Consider the following 19,916-nt stretch of genomic DNA (forward strand, 5'->3'; position numbering starts at 1 on the left):
AGGGCCGCGAAGCCGGTGGTCACCAGTCCGGCGAGGGCGCTGGCGGCGACCAGCGCCCACTGCCCCTCGCGGGCGTCGACGAGCACGAGAGGCAGCACGGCGACACTGGTCGACACGGCCGTGCGCTGCCAGGCGAGGGCGGTGCGCTCCGGCTGCAGACCGTGGCGGCCGACGATCACCGGCCGGTATGGCGTGCTCACCGGGACAGCTCCACGAGCGCCAGCACGACCATGGCCACCGCCAGGATCGCGACGCCGACCGCCAGCGGCACCAACGCCCTCGGCGCCGGAAGCGGTCGGGACAGCCGCAGCGACCGCTCGACGTGGGTCCAACCGATCACGGCGCGCAGCGCCGTCGCGCCGCCTCCCACGCAGGCCACCGCACCGATGATCGGGGTCCACCGTGGCAGGTCGGCGAGACTGGCCAACGAGATCAGCGCGATACCTCCCGCCACGATGGCCAGCGCGGTCCGCATCCACGCCAACGCGGTGCGCTCGTTGGCCAGCGAGAAGCGCGGGTCGGGTTCCTCCCCGACCCCGTAGACCCGGGCCGGTCGCCGACTCGGGTCGGGTGCGGTGGCCTTCGGCTCAGCACCGTCGGGAGATGAGCCGGCGGCCTCAGGCATCTGCAGCCTCCCGGACGCCCTCCGGCGTCCAGCGCGTGCTCACGGCCCACGCCTCGGCCCGCGGCAGGGCCCGGTCGAACCACGGTTCTTTGGCGTCCGCGTAGTCCGGCGTGCTGGCCGAGACGCTCGCCAGCCGGCGCTTCTCGGCCTCGTACTCGTCTCTCGCCTCCGCGTCGTCCCGCAGCCAGTCACGGAAGAGCAGGGCGAATCTCCATCCGGCAGAACCGGCCTCGCGGACGTGGACATGCGCGACCCGGCCTGGGTCGGCGCTGCCGTGGAAGCGCTTGCGCCACTGCCGCGGGTCGGGGAGTTGCGGCTTCGGGCGGTCCTGGAGGTTGCCCTCAGCGCGCGGGAAGCCCGCTCGAGCCATCGCCTCGACGAACCCCGGCTCGTCGGCGTCCTCGAGCCGGGCGACCTCGACCTGCACGTCGATGACGTCCTTCGCGGCCAGGCCCGGCACGCTCGTGGAGCCGATGTGCTGCACGTCCGCGGCGCGCGCGCCCAGCACGTGGGTGAGCCGCTGGGTGAGGCGACGACCCTGCGCGGGCCAGCTCGCGTCATACGGCACGAGCGTGGGCACCCTCGGTCCACGGCTGCGGCTGCCGGTGAGCAGGTTGTGCTCGTATGCCGTGAGCCTCGCGCGCCAGACCCGGTCCACCTCGGCGCGCAGCTCCTCGGGCGTGCCGTCGTTGTCGAGCCAGACGTCGGCAGCGGCCCGGCGCTGCCCGTCGGTGGCCTGTGAGGCCATGCGGGACCGGGCCTCGGCCTGGGTCATGCCGCGGGTGCGCACCAGGCGCTCGAGGCGCACCTCCTCGTCCGCGCCGACCACCACGACCAGGTGGTAGGCCGGGCCCATCTGCTTCTCGACCAGGAGCGGCACGTCGTGGACCACGACCTGGCCTTCGGCGGCGCCGGCGGCGAGGTCGGCCGTCCGCCGCGCGATCCGAGGGTGGGTGAGGCCTTCCAGGTCACGGCGCGCCGTCTCGTCGGCGAAGACGACGGCGCCGAGGGCGGGGCGGTCCAGCGAGCCGTCTGCGGCGAGCACCCCGTCGCCGAAGCGTTCGACGACCGCAGCCAAGCCGTCCGACCCCGGAGCCACGACCTCGCGGGCCAGGACGTCCGAGTCGATGACCAGCGCGCCGAGTTCCCGAAGCCGTGCCGCCACAGTGGATTTACCTGACCCGATCCCTCCCGTGAGGCCCACGCGCAACATGCGCCCAGCCTATCCGTGCCTGCGGCGCGCCCCCACGAGCGGCACGTTGTGCGCAAGCGGCACACCTGCAGCCCTGCCACGAGCGCCGAGTGGTACGACTCGGGCCGAGCCGTGGCCGGTCAGCGGAAGTCCTCGATGCCCTGACCGCTTTCGTCGCCGATGCCGTAACGGTCTATCAGGCCCCAGCAGTCCGGCCTGGACCCATCGGTGTCGGTGTGCCCGTAGGCGTCGGCGAGCTGGCGGGCGGTGACGACCTCCCCGGCATATCGGCTCGGATCCGGGTCACCGGCAAGCGCGGCCACTCCAAGGGCGACGTAGGTCGGTGACTCCGAGATCGCGAAACCCGGTGTCTTCTCGCAGGCTTCGCGCCAGGTCTCCTCCGTGACGCCGAATCCCTCCAACATCTGCTCCGACCGCAGCCAGCCCGGCGTGACGGCCAGGGCGGTGACGGGGTGGTCGGCCAGCTCGAAGGTGAGCCCCTTGACGATCCGCTCCACGTTGGCCTTGACCAGGTCGTAGTAGAAGCCGACGTTCTCGCGATAGTTGGCGTTGAAGCTGGACGTGCCGTCGGTCATCTCCACCACGAGACCGCCGCCGCTGCGCAGCAGGAGCGGGATCGCCGTGGCGCTGGTGATCAGGTGGGTGTCCACGCCCATCCGCAGCATCCGGAGGCCGCCGGCAAGGTCGTGCTCCCACAGCGGTTTGTCCCACTGGGCATAGCGGTCGCCGCCGAAGATGTCGTTGACGAGCACGTCGAGCCGGCCGTGCTCGCGCTCGATCCGATCGACCAGCGCGGCCACGGCCTCGGGGTCCTCGTGGTCCACGACCACGGGCGCACCCACCCCTCCCCCCTGCGTCATGAGGTCGCCGGTCTCCTCGATGGTCTCCGGCCGGTTGATCTCCGACCGGCCTCGCTCGCGGCTGCTGCGGCCGGTGGCGTAGACGAACGCCCCCGCCCTGGCGAGCTCGACGGCGATGGCCCGTCCCGCCCCTCGGGTGGCGCCGGCGACGAGCGCGACCCGGCCGTGCAGGGTTGTGTCTGCGGTCATGGTGATCTCCTCCTGGTGGCCTTCGGTCTCGTGGTCCACCCGCTCAGCAGCGCGTCCAGGTCGGCGCCGAGTCGGCGCACCAGCGACCCCTCGGGGTGCACCGACCAGGCCAGGCAGCCGCCCTCCATCGCGCCGACCACGATGCGCGCCAGCTGCCGCGGCGGGGGGCTCCCGACGAGGTCGCCCTCGGCGATCGCCTGCTCGGCGTGGATGGAGAGGTGGCTGCGCACCCGGCCCCAACCCCGGTGCAGCAGCTCGCGCATCTCGTCGTCCTGGAGGTCGACGGCCAGCGCCGCGAGCTGCAGCGCGGCTGTATCGGCGTGGTCGAGCTCGTGGTAGTTGTGCAGCGCGACCGCACGGAAGCGCGCGAGAGGCGAACGGCGCTTGGCGGCAGCCATCTCCAGCTCCTGGTCGAGGGAGGCCACCCAGCGTTGCGAGAGCCGCAGCAAGAGCTCCTGCTTGGAGCCGAACCGCTTCACCAGGGTGGCCGCCGAGACCCCAGCCACCTCTGCGACCCGCGCGAGGGTGAAGGCGGCGGGCCCGGCGGTCATCAGCACCCGACTGGCGGCGTCGAGGAGAGTGTCGTCGTGGGTTTCGACCGGTCGCGCCACTGCCCCACTCCTCCTTCCCGAGGTTCACTGCGTGAGCAGTTAGTAAATCACCATTCACTAACTCAGGGCAAGAGGGATGACGAAGGCCCGGACCGTGTGCCGGTCCGGGCCTTCGGGATGGTGCTGTGTGGTGCCTCGGTGAGGCTCACGGCATACGGTGAATCAGCCGCCGGTGAGCTTCTCCCGCAGGGCGGCCAGGGCCTCGTCGGAGGCGAGGGTGCCCTCCGACGGCGCGGCCGGGGCGGCCGGGGTGCTGCTGCTGCTCGAGGAGGACGACGACGAGGAGGAGCTGGAGCCACCCGAGGAGTAGGACGCGGAGGAAGCCGGGCTGGCGGCGGCGTCGGCGTCGGCCTTGAGGGCCTCCTCGACCTGGGCCTTGTGGGCCTCCCAGCGCTCGTGCGCGTCGGCGTACTGCTTCTCCCACTTCTCGCGGGCCTCCTCGTGACCCTCGAGCCACTCGTTGGTCTCCGGGTCGAAGCCCTCGGGGTACTTGTAGTTGCCCTGCTCGTCGTACTCGGCAGCCATGCCGTAGAGCGTCGGGTCGAACTCGGACACCGCGCCCTCGTTGGCCTGCTTGAGCGACAGCGAGATGCGGCGACGTTCGAGGTCGATGTCGATGACCTTGACGAAGATCTCCTGGCCGACGGTCGCGACCTGCTCCGGCAGCTCCACGTGGCGCTCGGCCAGCTCGGAGATGTGCACCAGGCCCTCGATGCCGTCGTCGACGCGGACGAACGCACCGAACGGCACGAGCTTGGTGACCTTGCCCGGCACGACCTGACCGATCGCGTGGGTCCGGGCGAAGTGCTGCCACGGGTCCTCCTGGGTCGCCTTCAGCGACAGCGAGACGCGCTCGCGGTCCATGTCGACGTCGAGCACCTCGACGGTGACCTCCTGGCCCACCTCGACGACCTCGGACGGGTGGTCGATGTGCTTCCAGGACAGCTCGGAGACGTGCACCAGACCGTCCACGCCACCGAGGTCGACGAACGCACCGAAGTTGACGATGCTGCTGACGACGCCCGTGCGGACCTGGCCCTTCTGCAGCTCCTTGAGGAAGCCGGTGCGGACCTCGGACTGCGTCTGCTCGAGCCAGGCACGGCGCGACAGGACCACGTTGTTGCGGTTCTTGTCGAGCTCGATGATCTTGGCCTCGATCTCCTTGCCCACGTAGGGCTGCAGGTCGCGGACGCGACGCATCTCGACCAGGGACGCCGGGAGGAAGCCGCGCAGGCCGATGTCGAGGATCAGGCCGCCCTTGACGACCTCGATGACGGTGCCGGTGACGACGCCGTCCTCTTCCTTGATCTTCTCGATGGTGCCCCAGGCGCGCTCGTACTGTGCGCGCTTCTTGGACAGGATGAGGCGGCCTTCCTTGTCCTCCTTCTGGAGGACCAGGGCCTCGACGTCATCGCCCACGGAAACGACCTCGGACGGGTCGACATCGTGCTTGATGGAGAGCTCGCGGGAGGGGATGACCCCCTCGGTCTTGTAACCGATGTCGAGGAGGACCTCGTCCCGGTCGACCTTGACGATGACACCTTCGACGATGTCTCCGTCGTTGAAGTGCTTGATCGTCGCGTCGATCGCGGCGAGCAGCTCTTCCTCAGACCCGATGTCGTTGATCGCGATCTGAGGGCTGGCCTTGGGGGCCGTAGTAGCAGTCATGTAGTGGGGACTCCGATTGTGGATGATGTGATCGGGGCGCACACCGCTTCTCCCGAGCTCACCCGAGGGAGGCGATCCGGCCCAAGATGGACAGGTTCAACGCATCAGCGCAGCACAAAGCACGCACCGATGCGCCCGTCCACCTTATCGGCGCCGTCTCCCCCGGGTCAACGCGGGTATGCCGTGCGCCCACAGCCGGGCAGGATGGTGGCCATGGCGCCAGACGATCTCGACCCCTCGGACGCGTTCGGTGTCGTCACGCACCGGCCCGCAAGCAGCCACGAGACCGCCCGTGCCAACCGGGCTTGGTGGGACGAGGAGGCTGCCGACTACTACCTCGAGCACGGCGACTTCCTCGGTGACCAGGACTTCGTCTGGGGTCCCGAGGGGCTGCGCGAACGGGACGCCGGGCTGCTCGGCGAGCTGACCGGCCGACGGGTCCTCGAGGTCGGCGCCGGCGCGGCACAGTGCTCACGCTACGTCGCGGTGCACGGCGGGCAGGTCGTGGCCAGTGACCTCTCGGCCGGCATGCTCCGCCAAGGCCTCGACCTCAACCGCAAGGTGAGGCTTGCCGTGCCGCTGCTGCAGTGCGACGCGCTGGCCCTGCCCCTGGCGGACGCCTCGGTCGACGTGGTCTTCACCGCCTACGGGGCGGTGCCCTTCATCGCGGACACCGCGCGGCTGATGCGGGAGTGCGCGCGCGTTCTCCGGCCGGGCGGGCGCCTGGTCTTCTCGACGACGCACGCGATCCGCTGGGCCTTCCCCGACGACCCGTCTCCCGAGGGGCTTCGCGTGCATCACTCCTACTTCGACCGGACGCCCTACGTCGAGCAGGACGAGTCGGGTCGGGCGACCTATGTCGAGCACCACCGCACGCTCGGCGACCGGGTGCGCGAGCTGACCGCCGCCGGCCTGCGGTTGGTCGATCTCGTCGAGCCGGAGTGGCCGGAGGAGAACCGGCAGGTCTGGGGCGGCTGGAGCCCGCTGCGTGGCGCGTTCATCCCCGGGACCGCGATCTTCGTCGCCGAGAAACCCCGCTGACCACCACCCCTCTCCGGGACGTCCTGCGTCCTGGTCGCCCGGGCCGCCACACCGCAGGACGTCCCGGAGCGCGGGTCAGTGGGCGGCGTCGTGCCAGGATCCGCCGATCCCGACGCTCACGTCGAGCGGAACGTCGAGGTCGATCGCCGAACCCATCTGCTCGCGCACCAGCGCCTCGACGGCCCCGCACTCCCCCGGCGCCACCTCGATGACGAGCTCGTCGTGCACCTGCAGCAGCATCTGGGAACGCAACCCCGCGGCCACCAGCTCACGGTGCACCCGCAGCATCGCGAGCTTGATGATGTCGGCGGCCGAGCCCTGGATGGGGGCATTGAGCGCCATCCGCTGGGCCATCTCGCGCCGCTGCCTGTTGTCGGAGGTCAGGTCGGGCAGGTAGCGCCGGCGGCCCAGCATGGTCTCGGTGTAGCCGGTGCGGCGTGCCACCTCCACCACCTCGGCCAGGTAGTCGCGCACCCCGCCGAACCGGGCGAAGTACTCGTCCATCAGCCCCTTGGCCTCGTCGGTGCCGATGCCGAGCTGCTTGGACAGGCCGAACGCCGAGAGCCCGTAGGCCAGCCCGTAGGACATCGCCTTGACCTTGGCCCGCATCTCGACGGTCACCTCGGCGGGCTCGACGTGGAAGACCCGCGATCCGACGAAGCGGTGCAGGTCCTCACCGGTGCGGAACGCCTCGATCAGCCCCTCGTCACCGGACAGATGGGCCATAATCCGCATCTCGATCTGGCTGTAGTCGGCCGACATCAGCGACTCGAATCCCTTGCCCACCACGAAGATCTCGCGGATCCGCCGCCCCTCCTCGGTGCGGATCGGGATGTTCTGCAGGTTGGGGTCGGTCGAGGAGAGCCGACCGGTCGCGGCGATGGTCTGCTGGTAGGTGGTGTGGATCCGGCCGTCGTCGGAGACCGACTTGAGCAGGCCCTCGACCGTCTGCCGCAACCGCGAGGAGTCGCGGTGCCGCAGCAGCGCCTCGAGGAACGGGTGCTCCGTCTTGGCATAGAGGTCGGTCAGCGCGTCGGCGTCGGTGGTGTATCCGGTCTTGGTGCGCTTGGTCTTGGGCATGCCGAGGGTCTCGAACAGGACGACCTGCAGCTGCTTGGGCGAGCCCAGGTTGATCTGCTCGCCGCCGATGGCCTCGTAGGCGTCGAGCTGGGCCTCGCGCACCTTGTCGGCGAACTCGCTCTCGAGCCGCTCCATCGACGGGGTGTCGACCGCGATCCCCACCCGCTCCATGTCGGCCAGCACGTCGACCAGCGGCAGCTCGACCTCCTGCAGCAGCGACGCGCCACCGGTCTCCTCCAGCTGGGTGTCGAGAGCACCGGCCAGGTCGAGCACCGCCCGGGCCTGCACCATCGCCGCCTCGGCCTCCTGCAACCCCGCGTCGCCCTCGAAGTCGAGCACGCCCTGACCCGAGTCGTCACCATCGCTGCGCAGCTCCCGCTTCAGATGGCGCAGCACCAGGTCGGCCAGGTCGTAGGACCGCTGGTCGGGCCGCACCAGGTAGGCCGCGAGCGCGGTGTCGCTGGTCACACCGCGCACCGGGAGCCCCCGGGCCGAGAGCGCCTCGATCGGCCCCTTGGCCTCGTGCAGCGCCTTCGGCCGTTCCGGATCGGCCAGCCACTGCGCGAGCGCCGTCTGGTCCGCCTGGTCGACGGTCGTGAGGTCGACGTATGCCGCGGGGCCACCCGCGTCGGCCACGGCCAGCGCGTGCGCATCACCGGTGCCCCGTGCCCAGCCGCCCAGGACGTGCAGCCCGACCCTGGCCCCCGACTTCGTGTGCTCGTCCAGCCAGGCACCCACCGCGCCGGGCTCGAGCACCGAGCCGTCGACCTCGAAGCCCTCCTCGGCCTCGACCTCGGCCGACTCCAAGGTGGCGAACAGCCGATCGCGCAGCACCCGGAACTCCAGGCCGTCGAAGACCCGGTGGACCTCCTCGCGGTCCCAGGCCTTGCGCTCGAGGTCGCCGACGGTGACCGGCAGGGACAGGTCGCGGACGAGCTGGTTGAGCCGGCGGTTGCGCAGGACCCCGTCGAGGTGCTCGCGCAGCGACTCCCCCGCCTTGCCCTTGATCTCGGTGACGTGGTCGACGATGCCGGACAGGTCGCCATACTGGTTGATCCACTTGGCGGCGGTCTTGGGGCCGACGCCGGGGACGCCGGGCAGGTTGTCGGACGACTCGCCGACCAGCGCTGCCAGGTCGCTGTAGCGGTCTGGCCCCACGCCGTACTTCTCCGTCACGCTCTCGGGAGTCATCCGGGCCAGGTCGGAGACGCCCTTGCGCGGGTAGAGCAGCGTGGTGGTGTCACTGACCAACTGGATGGCGTCGCGGTCGCCGGAGCAGATCAACACCTCGTGGCCGAGTTCGTGCGCCTGGGTCGTGAGGGTGGCGATGACGTCGTCGGCCTCGAAGCCCTCGGCCTCGACGTAGGGAACGCGAAGCGCGTCGAGCACCTCCTGGACCAGCGAGACCTGGCCCTTGAACTCGTCGGGCGTCTTGGACCGGCCGGCCTTGTACTCCGCGTACTCCTCCATCCGGAAGGTCTGCCGCGACACGTCGAAGGCGACTGCGACGTGGGTCGGCGCCTCGTCGCGCAGCACGTTGATGAGCATCGACGTGAAGCCGTAGACCGCGTTGGTGGTCTGCCCGGTGGTGGTCGAGAAGTTCTCGGCAGGGAGCGCGAAGAAGGCGCGGTAGGCCAGCGAGTGTCCGTCGAGAAGGAGAAGTCGGCTCACGCATGGCAGCCTAGGCCCCGTGACCGACAGCACCGAACAGGAAGTCCCTCCCATGAGCGACCAGTCCAGCAGCCTCGGCTCCGACCTGTTGGAGCACCTCCGTGGGAACGGCCTGGGCGCGCTGCCCGACCGCATGGGTGTCGAGCTGCTGGAGGCCACGCCCGACCGGCTCGTCGCCCGGATGCCGGTCGAGGGCAACACCCAGCCCTACGGTTTCCTGCACGGGGGAGCCAGCGTCGTGCTCGCCGAGACGCTGGGTTCGATCGGGGCCGCGTTGCACGCGGGGCCGGACGCCATGGTCGTCGGGCTCGACATCAACGCCACGCACCACCGCAGCGCACACGCCGGCCACGTCACGGCGACGGCCACCGCCATCACGCGGGGCTCGACGATCGCCGCCTACGAGGTGGTCGTGACCGACGAGGGTGGGCAGCGGGTCTGCACCTCCCGCATCACGTGCCTGGTTCGTCGGCGGCGTGGGCCGGCCACGACCTGACTGTCGCCGGCGCGGCCGGCCGCATCCGTGCGCGTCCCAGCGTGCCGGATCGGGGTCCGTGTGGCCCGTTCCTCAGCGGGCGAACCGCGCCGATGATCGAGCCGCCCGGGCGCGCAGGGAGCGCCGCAGGTGCACGGTCTGGACGCTCGCGTCGTTCTGCGCTCCGGTCAGCCGCCGGCGCAGGTTCGCCGTGGTGGTGACCCGCCGCACGACGTACTGGGAGAAGCCGAGCCGGGCGTAGAAGCGGTTGCTCTCCTTCTGCTCGGCGGGCACGCAGCTGGCGACCTGGTCGGCGCCGATCTCGTCGGCATACCGGGTCGCGGTGGACAGCAGCGCCTTGGCGACGCCGCCCCGGCGGGCGGACGGCACGACATACACCTGGTCGATCCACACGGTCGGGGTCTCGGACAGGCCGGACAGCGGGCTCTGCGTCAGCACGACGTAACCCACGAAGCGCTCACCCGAGCGCGCGAGGTAGAGCCGGACGTCGGGGCGGCGCAGCGCCTCCGAGACCCGCTCGCCAGTGGACGACCGCACCGCCCACTCCTCCGTGGCGCCGGCCTCCACCCTGGCCTGCGTCCACAGCTCGGTGAACTCGGACTCGAGCTCTGGGGTCACTTCGGACACGATGAAAGGCGAACGAGGCACGGCTCCTCCAGCATCGACACGGGACTCCCCGAGCTCCGGACCTCCCGACTCTAGCCCTCGGGCGGTCCACTTGGCGAGCGGCCCCTTCGCGCCTGTGGACAGAGCCCTACAGTGACCGGCGTGGACGGCGCCTTCCCCGGTCTCGGGACCCTGGTCAATGCCGCGACGGTGGTGGTCGGCGCACTGCTCGGTATGGCGGTCGGTCACCGGCTCCCCGAGCGCACCAGGTCGGTGGTCACCGACTGCCTCGGCCTGACCACCCTGCTGATCGCGAGCCTGTCCGCCGTCAGTGTCACCGACGCGGCCTACACCTCCGCGGTCGGCACCGGCGCGCCCGTCCTCATCGTGCTGGGCAGCCTGCTGATCGGCGGCATCGCCGGCTCCCTGCTGCGGATCGAGCAGCGCCTCGAGGGCCTGGCCGGGGTCATCCAGATCCGGCTCTCCCGCCGGCCCGGGCTGGTCGGCAAGGAGGAGACGGGTCAGTCGCACCACGCCCGCGAGCGGTTCATCGAGGGGTGGCTGAGCGCGACCCTGCTCTTCTGTGTCGGACCGCTCACCATCCTCGGGAGCCTGTCCGACGGGCTGGGCCGCGGGATCGACCAGCTGCTGCTCAAGTCGGTGCTGGACGGTTTCGCCGCGCTGGCCTTCGCCGCCTCGTTCGGCATCGGCGTGCTGATGTCCGCCGCCTCGGTCCTCGTCGTGCAGGGGTTGCTCACCCTCGCGGGTGTGCTGCTCGGCACCGTCCTGCCCGACGCGCACATCGCCGCCCTGACCGCGACCGGAGGGCTGATGCTCGTCGGGATCGCCTTCCGGCTGCTACGCATCCGGGAGATCCCGGTGGGTGATCTGCTGCCCGCGCTAGTGATCGCGCCACTGCTCACCCAGGTGGTCATCGTCCTGCGCTGAATGCAGGTTGATCACGATTCGGGAAGTGCGCGCCTGTTCCTCTTCGCCTGCCGCACCCGGTGTGCTTGACTGACCCGCCAAGCCCACCTTGAGGAGGAACTCGTGCGCGCACGCTTGATGGCGCTCGTCGCTGCGTGCTTCCTGATGCTTCTGGTCTGCGCACCCGGCGCCTCCGCGGCGACCCTGCCGTCGGCCGTGCCGGCCGCGGACAGCGGGACGTCGATCAAGGGGACGCTGGAGGGGCCGACCGACAAGCCGGTGCCCAAGGTTCGGGTGACGGTGAAGCAGAAGGGCACGTCGGTTGGTTCCGCCACCACGAACGCCAAGGGCGAGTGGCAGGTGTCGGTCCCGAAACCGGGTGACTACACCGTCACGCTCGACGTCTCGACGCTGCCCAAGAACCTGCAGCTGCGCAGCAAGGGCGGCGAGACGCTGCCGGATGTGTCGGTGCGCCCCGGATCCGCACGCACGGTGATCTTCCCGCTCATCCCCAAGAGCCAGCAGCAGGAGAGCGAGGAAGGCAGCTCGGGCGGCGCCACCGAGGGCTCGGGCAGCGGCGGCACCGACCAGGGCAGCACGGGTGCGGGCGACACCGGGGCACCAGCCGCGGGCCAGCCACCGATCAACCCCCAGGACTCGTCCACGCCGTTCCTCAACCGGTTCCTGCAGATGACGGTGGAGGGCATCAAGCTCGGCGCCATCATCGCCATCACCGCCGTCGGGCTGTCGCTGGTGTTCGGCACCACCCGGCTGATCAACTTCGCGCACGGCGAGCTCGTGACGATCGGCGCGGTCGTGGCCTACGTCTTCAGCACCAGCCCGATGCACCTGCCGCTCGTGCTCGCCACGGCCATTGCCATCGCGGTTGGGGCGCTGGTCGGCGGCGCCATGGAGCTGTCGTTGTGGCGCCCGATGCGCAAGAAGAGCGCCGGCCTGATCCAGATGTTCATCATCTCGATCGGCCTGTCGCTTCTGCTGCGGCACCTGATCCTGACCTTCTTCGGGTCGAGGAGAAACCAGTACTCGCAGTACACCGTCCAGGAGACGGTCCACCTCGGCCCGATCCAGATCACGCCACGCGACCTGTTCGTCACCGGCTTGTCGATCCTGGTGCTGTTCGGGGTCGCCTACATGCTGCAGCGCACCCGGATCGGCAAGGCCACCCGCGCCGTGTCGGACAACACCGACCTGGCCGAGGCCTCGGGCATCGACGTCAACAAGGTGATCCTGACCGTCTGGGTCATCGGCGGCGGACTCGCCGCCCTCGGAGGGGTGTTCTACGGCCTCACCCAGGCGGTCTACTGGGACATGGGGTTCAACCTGCTGCTGCTGATGTTCGCCGGTGTGATCCTCGGCGGTCTCGGCAGTGCCTACGGCGCCATGGTCGGCAGCTTCGTGGTGGGTCTGGTCGCCCAGCTGTCCACGCTCTGGTTCCCGGTCGAGCTGCAGAACGCCTGGGCCCTGCTGGCGCTGATCGTCGTGCTGCTCCTTCGACCACAAGGCATCCTCGGCCGCGCGGAACGCGCAGGCTAGGCCAAGGGCAAAGGCAATCACATGGACTTCATCAGCATCCTGTCCGACGCCGCTCGGGGCATGTTCGGCCCCGAGGCGGCGATCTACGCCTTGGCCGCCGTCGGGCTGAACGTGCACTTCGGCTACACCGGGCTGCTCAACTTCGGCCAGGTCGCCTTCATGCTCGTCGGTGCGTATGGCGTGGCCGTCAGCGTCGCGACGTGGGGCCTCCCCCTGGGGGTCGGCGTCCTCATCGGCATCGGGTGCGCGGTCGTGCTGGCCCTGGTCCTGGGCATACCCACGCTGCGGCTCCGCGGCGACTACCTGGCCATCGCGACCATCGCGGCCGGCGAGATCCTACGCTACTTCTACCGGTCCAGCTACGCCCAGCCGCTCACCGGCGGCGTCTACGGGCTGCGTCAGTTCGCTGACGGGTTCTACAACCTCAACCCGTTCACCGGGACCAGCTACGGATTCGGCGCCTTCACCTTCAGCGCCCGCTCCCTGTGGATCATGGTGGTCGGCTGGTCGTTGACCGTGCTGTGCTCGCTGCTGGTCTGGCTGCTCATCCACGCACCGTGGGGGCGCGTGCTGCGGGCAGTCCGAGAGGACGAGCTCGCGGCACGCAGCCTCGGCAAGAACGTCTACGGCTTCAAGCTGCAGAGCCTGGTGCTCGGCGGCATCATCGGCGCGCTCGCCGGCTCGTTGCTGGCGATCAACGTCCAGTCGGTGCAGCCGGACAGCTACAACCCGGTCGTGACGTTCTACCTCTACGCCATCGTCATCCTCGGCGGTGCGAGCCGCATCTGGGGGCCGGTGCTGGGGTCGGTGATCTTCTGGTTCGTCGTCACCTTCCTCGACTCGTTCCTGCGCGCAGCGACCAGCTCCGGCCTCATCCCGTCCAGCATCATCGAGGGATCCGATGTCGGTGCCGTGCGTTTCGCGTTCGTCGGGCTCGGCCTGATGCTGCTCATGATCTTCAAACCCGCGGGAATCCTCGGCAACCGGAAGGAGCTGCGTCTCGATGTCCGATGAACACAGCAGGCCGGGTGACCACCGCGCCGACGACGCGACCGTCCCCGCCGTCCCCCCTGCCGACGGCAATGGAGCGGAGCTGACCGAACAGCTCGACCCCGGTCAGCTGGGTGAGCACGACGAGGTCGAGGAGCGCGAGGAGGCGCTGGAGGCCGCCGCTGCCATGAAGGGGTCCAGCGCCGCCGCCAAGTCGCTCGAAGGCGTGGCTGCAGAGCCCGGTTCACGCAAACCCGACCCGATCCTCGTCGCCGACGACGTGAGCCGGCGCTTCGGTGGCCTCAAGGCCGTGGACGTCTCGCACCTGGAGGTCCAGCGCGGCACGATCACGGCCCTGATCGGCCCCAACGGCGCGGGCAAGTCCACCTTCTTCAACCTGGTGTCGGGCTTCGACAAGCCGAACACCGGCACGTGGAGCTTCAAGGGCACCGACCTGACCGGCATGTCCGCCTACAAGATCGCCCGCCTCGGCATGGTGCGCACCTTCCAGCTGACCAAGGCGCTGATGCGTCTGACCACGCTGGAGAACGTCATGCTGGGCGCGACCGGCCAGCGTGGGGAGCACTTCCTGCCGGCGATCTTCAAGCCCAGTTGGAGCGGGCAGGAGGCCGACAACGAGAAGCGGGCCGATGAGCTGCTCGAGCGCTTCAAGCTGACCCACATGAGGGACGAGTTCGCCGGCACCATGTCCGGCGGACAGCGCAAGCTGCTCGAGATGGCCCGCGCGATGATGGTCCGCCCCTCCCTGATCATGTTGGACGAGCCGATGGCCGGGGTGAACCCCGCCCTCACGCAATCACTGCTCGGGCACATCCAGGCCCTGCGCGACGAGGGCACCACCATCGTGCTCGTCGAGCACGACATGGACGTGATCATGAGCATCAGCGACTGGATCATCTGCTTCGCCGAGGGCAAGGTCATCGCCGAGGGCACGCCGGCCGACATCCGGTCCAACCAGGCCGTGATCGACGCCTACCTCGGCACCAGCCGCGCCCTGCCGGCCGACGAGAAGGAGCCCTCCCCATGAGCACGAGCACCCCGGCAGCAGAGGGCACTTCGGCGGGCGAGGTCCTCCTGCGTTCCGACGAGCTCGTCGCCGGCTACCTGCCGGAGGTCAACATCCTCAACGGCTGCAACGTGCACGTCGAACGGGAAGAGCTCGTGGGCATCATCGGGCCGAACGGTGCCGGCAAGTCCACCCTGATCAAGGCCATGTTCGGCCTGGTCCCGGTGCGCGACGGCAGGGTCCTGCTGCACGACCGCGACATCACCGGGCTCCCGGCCCACAAGCTGGTCAGCCAGGGTCTCGGCTACGTGCCCCAGAACAACAACGTCTTCCCGTCGCTGACCATCGAGGAAAACCTCCAGATGGGGCTCTACCTGCGGCCCAAGGAGTTCAGCCAGCGCTACCAGGCCGTGACCGAGCTGTTCCCCCTGCTCGACCAGCGCAAGGCGCAGAAGTGCAGCTCGCTGTCCGGCGGTGAGCGACAGGTCGTCGCGATGGGGCGCGCGCTGATGACCGACCCGGAGGTCCTCTTCCTCGACGAGCCGTCGGCCGGCCTCTCCCCCATCATGCAGGACACCGTCTTCGAATCGGTCTCCACCATCAACGAGTCCGGCGTCTCCATCCTGATGGTGGAGCAGAACGCGCACCGTTGCCTGGAGATCTGTGACCGCGGCTACGTCCTGGACCAGGGCCGCGACGCCTACACCGGCACCGGCCGCGAGCTGCTGGACGACCCGAAGGTCATCGAGCTCTATCTCGGCACGCTCGCCCGCGTCGATCGCTGAGCCACACGGCATACGTCGCCGGCCGCTGACCTTCGCTCCGCGCGAACCTCACGGCACAAGGAACGGGCCCGCCCACCTCTCGGTGGACGGGGCCCTCCGTGTATGTCGGGCGCTCCGGTCGCCGCCGAAGCGCCACCGGATCACGCGGCGGGAGTGGACTCCTTGGTGTCGAGCGTCTCCAGCTTGCCCTTGTCGTTGTAGCCGTAGACCTCGATGGTGGCCTTGCCGGGCTCGCCCACGTCGGTGAAGTCCAGCGGACCGCTCGCACCGTTGTAGTCGATGTCCTTGCCGTCATCCAGGAGCTTCTTGCAGCTGGCGAAGTCGTTGCACTTCTCGCCGTCCTTGGTGACCTCGTTGAAGGCCGCCTTGAAGTCCTCGGCGGTCGTCGACTTCGTCTTCTCGGCCGCCAGGGCGATCACGTTGACGCAGTCGTAGACCTGCGGGGCGAACTGCAGCTCCTTGAGCTTGGGCGCAAAGGCCTTGAGCTCCTTGGTGAACGAGGGGTTGTCGGCCGACGCCGGCGCCGTGCCCTTCATGCCGGAGAGGACGCCCGGGTTCTTCGGGTCGACCAGCTTGGCCAGATCCGCGCTCCGCAGACCGTCCGCACCGTAGAAGCCGGTCTTCTTCGGGCTCATCCCGGACTCGATCAGGCCCTTGATGATCTGCTTGCCCTCCTCGAACGCGATGATGACCACGGCGTCCGGCTTCGACGCGACGATCTTCTGCACCGTCGCGTTGAAGTTGGTCGCCTTCGGGTCGTAGGTGTCGTCCATGACGACCTCCGCGCCGCTGCTCTCGAGCGACTTCTGGGTCGCCTCGGCGAGGCCCTTGCCGTAGTCGTCGGCACGGGCGATGATCGCGACCTTGCTGTGGCCGTCGCCGACGACGACGTCCGCGAGGACCGGGCCCTGCAGTGCGTCGGACGGCGCGGTGCGGATGTAGTAGCCGTCGTCCTTGTAGTCGGTGAAGGTCGGCGCCGTGTTGGACCCCGAGCACTGTGCCACCTTGGCGCCGGTGACCTTGTCGATGATGGCCAACGACATGCCGGAGGCCGCCGCACCGATGATGCCCTGGACGCCCTGGTTGAGGACGCGGTCCGCAGACTGCGAGGCGATGGCCTGGTCGCCGGCCTCGTCACCGCTGACCGGGCTGGGGATGTCCTTGCCGAGCACCCCGCCCGATTCGTTGATCTTCTTGATGGCGAACTTCATCGCCTCGATCTGCGGCGGGCCGAGGTAGGCCAGGTCGCCAGTCTCCGGGAGTACGTAGCCGAGCTTCAAGGCTTCCGCGCTGCCACCTCCGTCGCCGGTGCTGCCACTGGCACCGTCGCCGGCGTCGCCCCCGTTGCTGCCGCAGGCTGCAGCGGCCATCATGACCGATGCCGTGAGTGCCACAAGCTTCATCCGCTTGGCTGTGCGCATTCGTTCTCCTCGTGAGACTGGATGGGCCGTCATCAGTGACGGCCCAGCAGGTAATGGTGCCGACCCTAGTCGAGTTCGGTGCGCGCACAGAGGGCTGTGACGAACCTGTTATGACACCGTGGCCGAGCCGCGGTCAGGTGTCCTTCCCACGCGCCCCCGCGATGACGGCCTCGGCGACCTGCCGCATGCCGAGGCGCCGGTCCATGGCCGCCTTCTGGATCCACCGGAAGGCACCGGCCTCGTCCAGGCCCAGCTGATCCATCAGGATTCCCTTGGCCCGGTCGAGGGCCTTGCGGGTGGCCAACCGTTCACCGAGGTCGGCCACCTCGGTTTCCAGCGCCTTTCGCTCACGCCACCGGGATCGCGCGATCGTGAGGGCAGGAGCGAGGTCGGCTGCCGTGAAGGGCTTGAGGACGTAGGCCATCACGCCGGCATCACTCGCCCGCTCGACCAGGCCCTTGTCGCTGAACGCCGTCAACATGACGACCGGCGCAATCCCTTGGGCACCAATCCGCTCCGCGGCACTGATGCCGTCCAGCAGCGGCATCTTCACGTCGAGGATGACCAGGTCGGGCCGCAGCTCGCTCGCGAGCTCCACCGCGCGCAGGCCGTCCCTGGCCTGCCCCACCACGTCATATCCCGCCTCGGTGAGCATCTCGGCCAGGTCGAGCCGGATCAGGGCCTCGTCCTCGGCGACCAGCACTCTCAACCCGGAATCGGTCCCGGCGGGTTCTGCGGGATCCGTGCCGCCGCTCGGTTGCTGCTCGTCGCTCACCGGATCAGCCTAGCGAGCAGCTGGCCCGCCCCGAGCCGAGCGACCATGCGGCGGACGCTGGTGAGCGATGATCGGATGAGAAGGAAACAGGGCCCTATCGCGAAGGCAACAACCATTCGGTACGGATGGGGTGCCGAGGGCGGGACTCGAACCCGCACGCCCTTTCGAGCAGAGCATTTTGAGTGCTCCGTGTCTGCCGTTCCACCACCCCGGCTGGGTGCGCGGACAGCATACCGGGCGAATCCGGGTCAGAACTCATCCCCTCGGGGCCAGCTCGGCGAGCGGGACAGAGGTGTCGGCGAGGCGCTCGGGGTCGACCTCTGCCCTGGCCTTCACGAGGGCCTTGATGTCATCGCCGGCGTCCCAGATGTTCGCGTTCATCCCGGCCAGGACCCGGCCGCCCTTGAGCCAGAACGCGAGGAACTCCCGTCCCTCGACGTCACCGCGCAGCACCACCCGGTCCCAGTCGGTGGCGTAGCCGTTGTACTCCATGCCGAGGTCGAACTGGTCGGAGAAGAAGTAGGGCACCTTCTGGTATGCCGTGTGCTCACCGAGCATGTTGCGCGCAGCCCACTCTCCCTGGCTGCGTGCGTTGGCCCAGTGCTCGACGCGGATCCGCTGCTCCAGCAACGGGTTCCAGGCGTTGGCGATGTCTCCCGCGGCGTAGACGCCGTCGGCGCTGGTGGCGAGGTACTCATCGACCACCACGCCGTTGTCCACCTCGAGGCCAGCGGCCTCGGCGAGCTCGGTCCTCGGCCGGACACCGACCCCCACGACGACCAGGTCGGCCTCCACCACCTGGCCGTCGCTCGTGCGCACCCCGCTCGCCCGATCGCTGCCCTCGATCCGCTCCACGCCGGTCGTGTAGTGCTGCTCGATCCCGTGCTCGGCCTGCAGCGTCTTGTAGACCCCGCCCACCTCCGGCCCCAGCACCCGCTCCAGCGGGTACTGCTCCGGAGCGATGATCGCCACGTCGGCGCCGAGCTGGCGGACCGATGCCGCCACCTCCGACCCGATCCAGCCCGCCCCGATCACCGCGACGCGGCCAGCTCCACGCGCTGCCTTCTGCAACGCCTCGGACTCGCCCATGGTGCGCAACGACACGACGCCCGGCAGGTCCACACCGGGCAGCGGGAGCTGTTTGTTCTCCGCCCCCGTGGCCAGCAGCAACGCGTCATACGAGACCTGCTCGCCGCCCTCGAGGGTGACGGTGCGAGCCGCTGGGTCGAACGCCGTGGCGCGGGTGCCGGTGCGCAGGTCGATGTCGTGCTCGGCGTAGTAGCCCTCGTCGTGCACGTAGGGTTTGCTCGCCTTCGGGTCGCCACGCAGGTACTCCTTGGACAGCGGAGGTCGCTCGTAGGGACGCTCCTGCTCGGCGCCGATCAGCACGATCCGGGCGTCGCCGTCGCCCTTGCGCAGGGCGGCGGCCGCGGTGGCCCCGGTCAGGCTCGCGCCGACGATGACGAAGGTCTGCTGGCTCATTCCCTACTCCTTGACGATCGAGTGACGGTCAGACGCAACCGGCGAGCGCGAAGAACTCCTGGCGCGTGCGGGGGTCGTCCCGCAACGCACCGTGCACCGCACTTGTGACCGTACGCGACCCGGACGCCCGGACGCCACGCAAGGACATGCACAGGTGCTCGGCCTCGATGATGACGCCGACCCCTCGCGGCTCCAGGTGGTCCTGCAGCCAGCCCGCGACCTGGGTCGTCAGCCGCTCCTGCACCTGCAGGTCGCGGGCGAACAGCTCGACGACCCTGGCCAGTTTGGACAGGCCGAGGATCCGCTCGCCGGGCAGGTAGGCCACGTGAGCCACCCCCTGGAACGGCAGCATGTGGTGCTCGCACAGCGACTGCACCGGGATGCTCCGCGCGAGCACGAGCTCGTCGTAGTGCTCGTCGTTGGGAAAGGTCGTCAGGTCGAACTCGCGGGGCGTCAGCAGCTCATGCATCGAGTGCGCCACCCGTCGTGGTGTCTCGGCCAGGTGCTCCGAGGAGGGGTCGCGCCCCAGCGCCAGGAGCAGGTCGTAGATCGCGCGCTCCGTCGCATCCAGGTCGATGCCCCGGCCGCCGCGCACCACGTGCAGCGGAGGGACGACGGACGTCAGGACGTCATACGAAGGCTCGGCGCTGCTCATGACACTCCTTCTAAAGTTGATTTAATCGGATTTTAGACCCTCGTCACGCTTACCGTCAACGACTTTAGGTTTTAGACTGTTGGTATGCCGTTGACCCAGCAATCCGACGAGGCACCCGAGGTGCCGGGTGCCGCGAGCGCCGATCCGGTGGCCGCCGTCGCGGCCCTGGACGAGCCCACGCGGCGCCGCCTGTATGACGTGGTGGCCCGTGCGCAGCGCCCGCTGAGCCGCGACGACGCG

19 protein-coding genes and 1 tRNA gene are annotated in these 19,916 nt (G+C 69.5%); 7 read left to right on the forward strand and 13 right to left on the reverse strand.

Annotation, left to right across the window (positions count from 1 at the left end; translation table 11 throughout):
- The 6 genes from FRW57_RS05180 to rpsA form a co-directional block, all read right to left on the reverse strand.
- Positions 1-200, reverse strand: a 200-nt coding sequence (locus FRW57_RS05180) for a DUF202 domain-containing protein (protein WP_152185485.1), incomplete at its 3' end; no start/stop codon positions are given.
- Complete coding sequence (locus FRW57_RS05185; RefSeq protein ID WP_137123041.1) at positions 197-625, reverse strand: YidH family protein; 429 nt, start codon at positions 623-625, stop codon at positions 197-199. The genes FRW57_RS05180 and FRW57_RS05185, both read right to left, overlap by 4 nt.
- On the reverse strand, positions 618-1,838 hold the full coding sequence (gene coaE / locus FRW57_RS05190) for a dephospho-CoA kinase (protein ID WP_137123040.1): 1,221 nt from the start codon (positions 1,836-1,838) through the stop codon (positions 618-620). Before coaE ends, FRW57_RS05185 begins: the two co-directional genes overlap by 8 nt.
- A gap of 119 nt (positions 1,839-1,957) precedes the next feature.
- Positions 1,958-2,887, reverse strand: coding sequence for an SDR family oxidoreductase (locus FRW57_RS05195; RefSeq protein WP_137123039.1), 930 nt, complete (start codon positions 2,885-2,887; stop codon positions 1,958-1,960).
- A complete protein-coding gene (locus FRW57_RS05200; protein ID WP_137123038.1) occupies positions 2,884-3,498 on the reverse strand; it encodes a TetR/AcrR family transcriptional regulator in 615 nt (204 codons plus the stop codon). Before FRW57_RS05200 ends, FRW57_RS05195 begins: the two co-directional genes overlap by 4 nt.
- 162 nt (positions 3,499-3,660) lie before the next feature.
- Complete coding sequence (gene rpsA / locus FRW57_RS05205) at positions 3,661-5,166, reverse strand: 30S ribosomal protein S1 (RefSeq protein WP_137123037.1); 1,506 nt, start codon at positions 5,164-5,166, stop codon at positions 3,661-3,663.
- Positions 5,167-5,379: 213 nt separating this feature from the next.
- Between rpsA and FRW57_RS05210 the strand changes: the two genes are divergently transcribed.
- Positions 5,380-6,207, forward strand: coding sequence for a class I SAM-dependent methyltransferase (locus FRW57_RS05210; protein WP_137123036.1), 828 nt, complete (start codon positions 5,380-5,382; stop codon positions 6,205-6,207).
- 75 nt (positions 6,208-6,282) lie between these two features.
- Here the strand turns inward: FRW57_RS05210 and polA are convergent, their stop codons facing one another.
- Positions 6,283-8,958 (reverse strand): DNA polymerase I, encoded by a 2,676-nt coding sequence (gene polA, locus FRW57_RS05215; RefSeq protein WP_137123035.1) that lies wholly within the window; start codon positions 8,956-8,958, stop codon positions 6,283-6,285.
- A 52-nt stretch (positions 8,959-9,010) separates the two neighbouring features.
- Here polA and FRW57_RS05220 point away from each other — a divergent pair, with 52 nt between their 5' ends.
- A complete protein-coding gene (locus tag FRW57_RS05220; protein WP_137123050.1) occupies positions 9,011-9,454 on the forward strand; it encodes a hotdog fold thioesterase in 444 nt (147 codons plus the stop codon).
- A gap of 72 nt (positions 9,455-9,526) precedes the next feature.
- On the opposite strand, the gene FRW57_RS05225 is transcribed toward FRW57_RS05220, so the two are convergent.
- A complete protein-coding gene (locus FRW57_RS05225; RefSeq protein WP_162308256.1) occupies positions 9,527-10,081 on the reverse strand; it encodes a GNAT family N-acetyltransferase in 555 nt (184 codons plus the stop codon).
- Between the two features lie 141 nt (positions 10,082-10,222).
- Here FRW57_RS05225 and FRW57_RS05230 point away from each other — a divergent pair, with 141 nt between their 5' ends.
- The 5 genes from FRW57_RS05230 (at position 10,223) to FRW57_RS05250 (ending at position 15,343) form a co-directional block, all read left to right on the forward strand.
- Complete coding sequence (locus tag FRW57_RS05230) at positions 10,223-11,008, forward strand: DUF554 domain-containing protein (protein ID WP_137123033.1); 786 nt, start codon at positions 10,223-10,225, stop codon at positions 11,006-11,008.
- A gap of 102 nt (positions 11,009-11,110) precedes the next feature.
- A complete protein-coding gene (locus FRW57_RS05235; RefSeq protein WP_137123032.1) occupies positions 11,111-12,541 on the forward strand; it encodes a branched-chain amino acid ABC transporter permease in 1,431 nt (476 codons plus the stop codon).
- A 21-nt stretch (positions 12,542-12,562) separates the two neighbouring features.
- The gene (locus tag FRW57_RS05240) at positions 12,563-13,555 is read left to right on the forward strand and encodes a branched-chain amino acid ABC transporter permease (protein WP_137123031.1); all 993 of its coding nucleotides are present in this window, start codon (positions 12,563-12,565) and stop codon (positions 13,553-13,555) included.
- A 163-nt stretch (positions 13,556-13,718) separates the two neighbouring features.
- Positions 13,719-14,579 carry an ABC transporter ATP-binding protein gene (locus tag FRW57_RS05245; protein WP_137123049.1) on the forward strand — a complete coding sequence of 287 codons (861 nt, stop codon included), beginning with the start codon at positions 13,719-13,721 and terminating at the stop codon, positions 14,577-14,579.
- Positions 14,576-15,343: an ABC transporter ATP-binding protein gene (locus tag FRW57_RS05250; protein ID WP_152185486.1), complete on the forward strand. Its 768-nt coding sequence runs from the start codon at positions 14,576-14,578 to the stop codon at positions 15,341-15,343. Before FRW57_RS05245 ends, FRW57_RS05250 begins: the two co-directional genes overlap by 4 nt.
- Positions 15,344-15,483: 140 nt before the next feature.
- Here the strand turns inward: FRW57_RS05250 and FRW57_RS05255 are convergent, their stop codons facing one another.
- The 5 genes from FRW57_RS05255 to folE all read right to left on the reverse strand — a co-directional run bounded on the left by FRW57_RS05255 (position 15,484) and on the right by folE (position 19,676).
- A complete protein-coding gene (locus FRW57_RS05255; RefSeq protein WP_137123029.1) occupies positions 15,484-16,764 on the reverse strand; it encodes an ABC transporter substrate-binding protein in 1,281 nt (426 codons plus the stop codon).
- A gap of 133 nt (positions 16,765-16,897) precedes the next feature.
- Positions 16,898-17,473: an ANTAR domain-containing response regulator gene (locus FRW57_RS05260; protein WP_238384832.1), complete on the reverse strand. Its 576-nt coding sequence runs from the start codon at positions 17,471-17,473 to the stop codon at positions 16,898-16,900.
- A 197-nt stretch (positions 17,474-17,670) separates the two neighbouring features.
- Positions 17,671-17,753, reverse strand: a tRNA-Leu gene (locus FRW57_RS05265).
- A gap of 41 nt (positions 17,754-17,794) precedes the next feature.
- Complete coding sequence (locus FRW57_RS05270) at positions 17,795-19,021, reverse strand: NAD(P)/FAD-dependent oxidoreductase (protein WP_137123027.1); 1,227 nt, start codon at positions 19,019-19,021, stop codon at positions 17,795-17,797.
- Between the two features lie 28 nt (positions 19,022-19,049).
- Entirely contained in the window at positions 19,050-19,676 is a 627-nt protein-coding gene (gene folE / locus FRW57_RS05275; RefSeq protein ID WP_137123026.1) for a GTP cyclohydrolase I FolE, read from the reverse strand.
- Between the last annotated feature and the right edge of the window lie 240 nt (positions 19,677-19,916).

The organism is Segeticoccus rhizosphaerae (assembly GCF_009192725.1).
Taxonomy (GTDB): domain Bacteria; phylum Actinomycetota; class Actinomycetes; order Actinomycetales; family Dermatophilaceae; genus Segeticoccus; species Segeticoccus rhizosphaerae.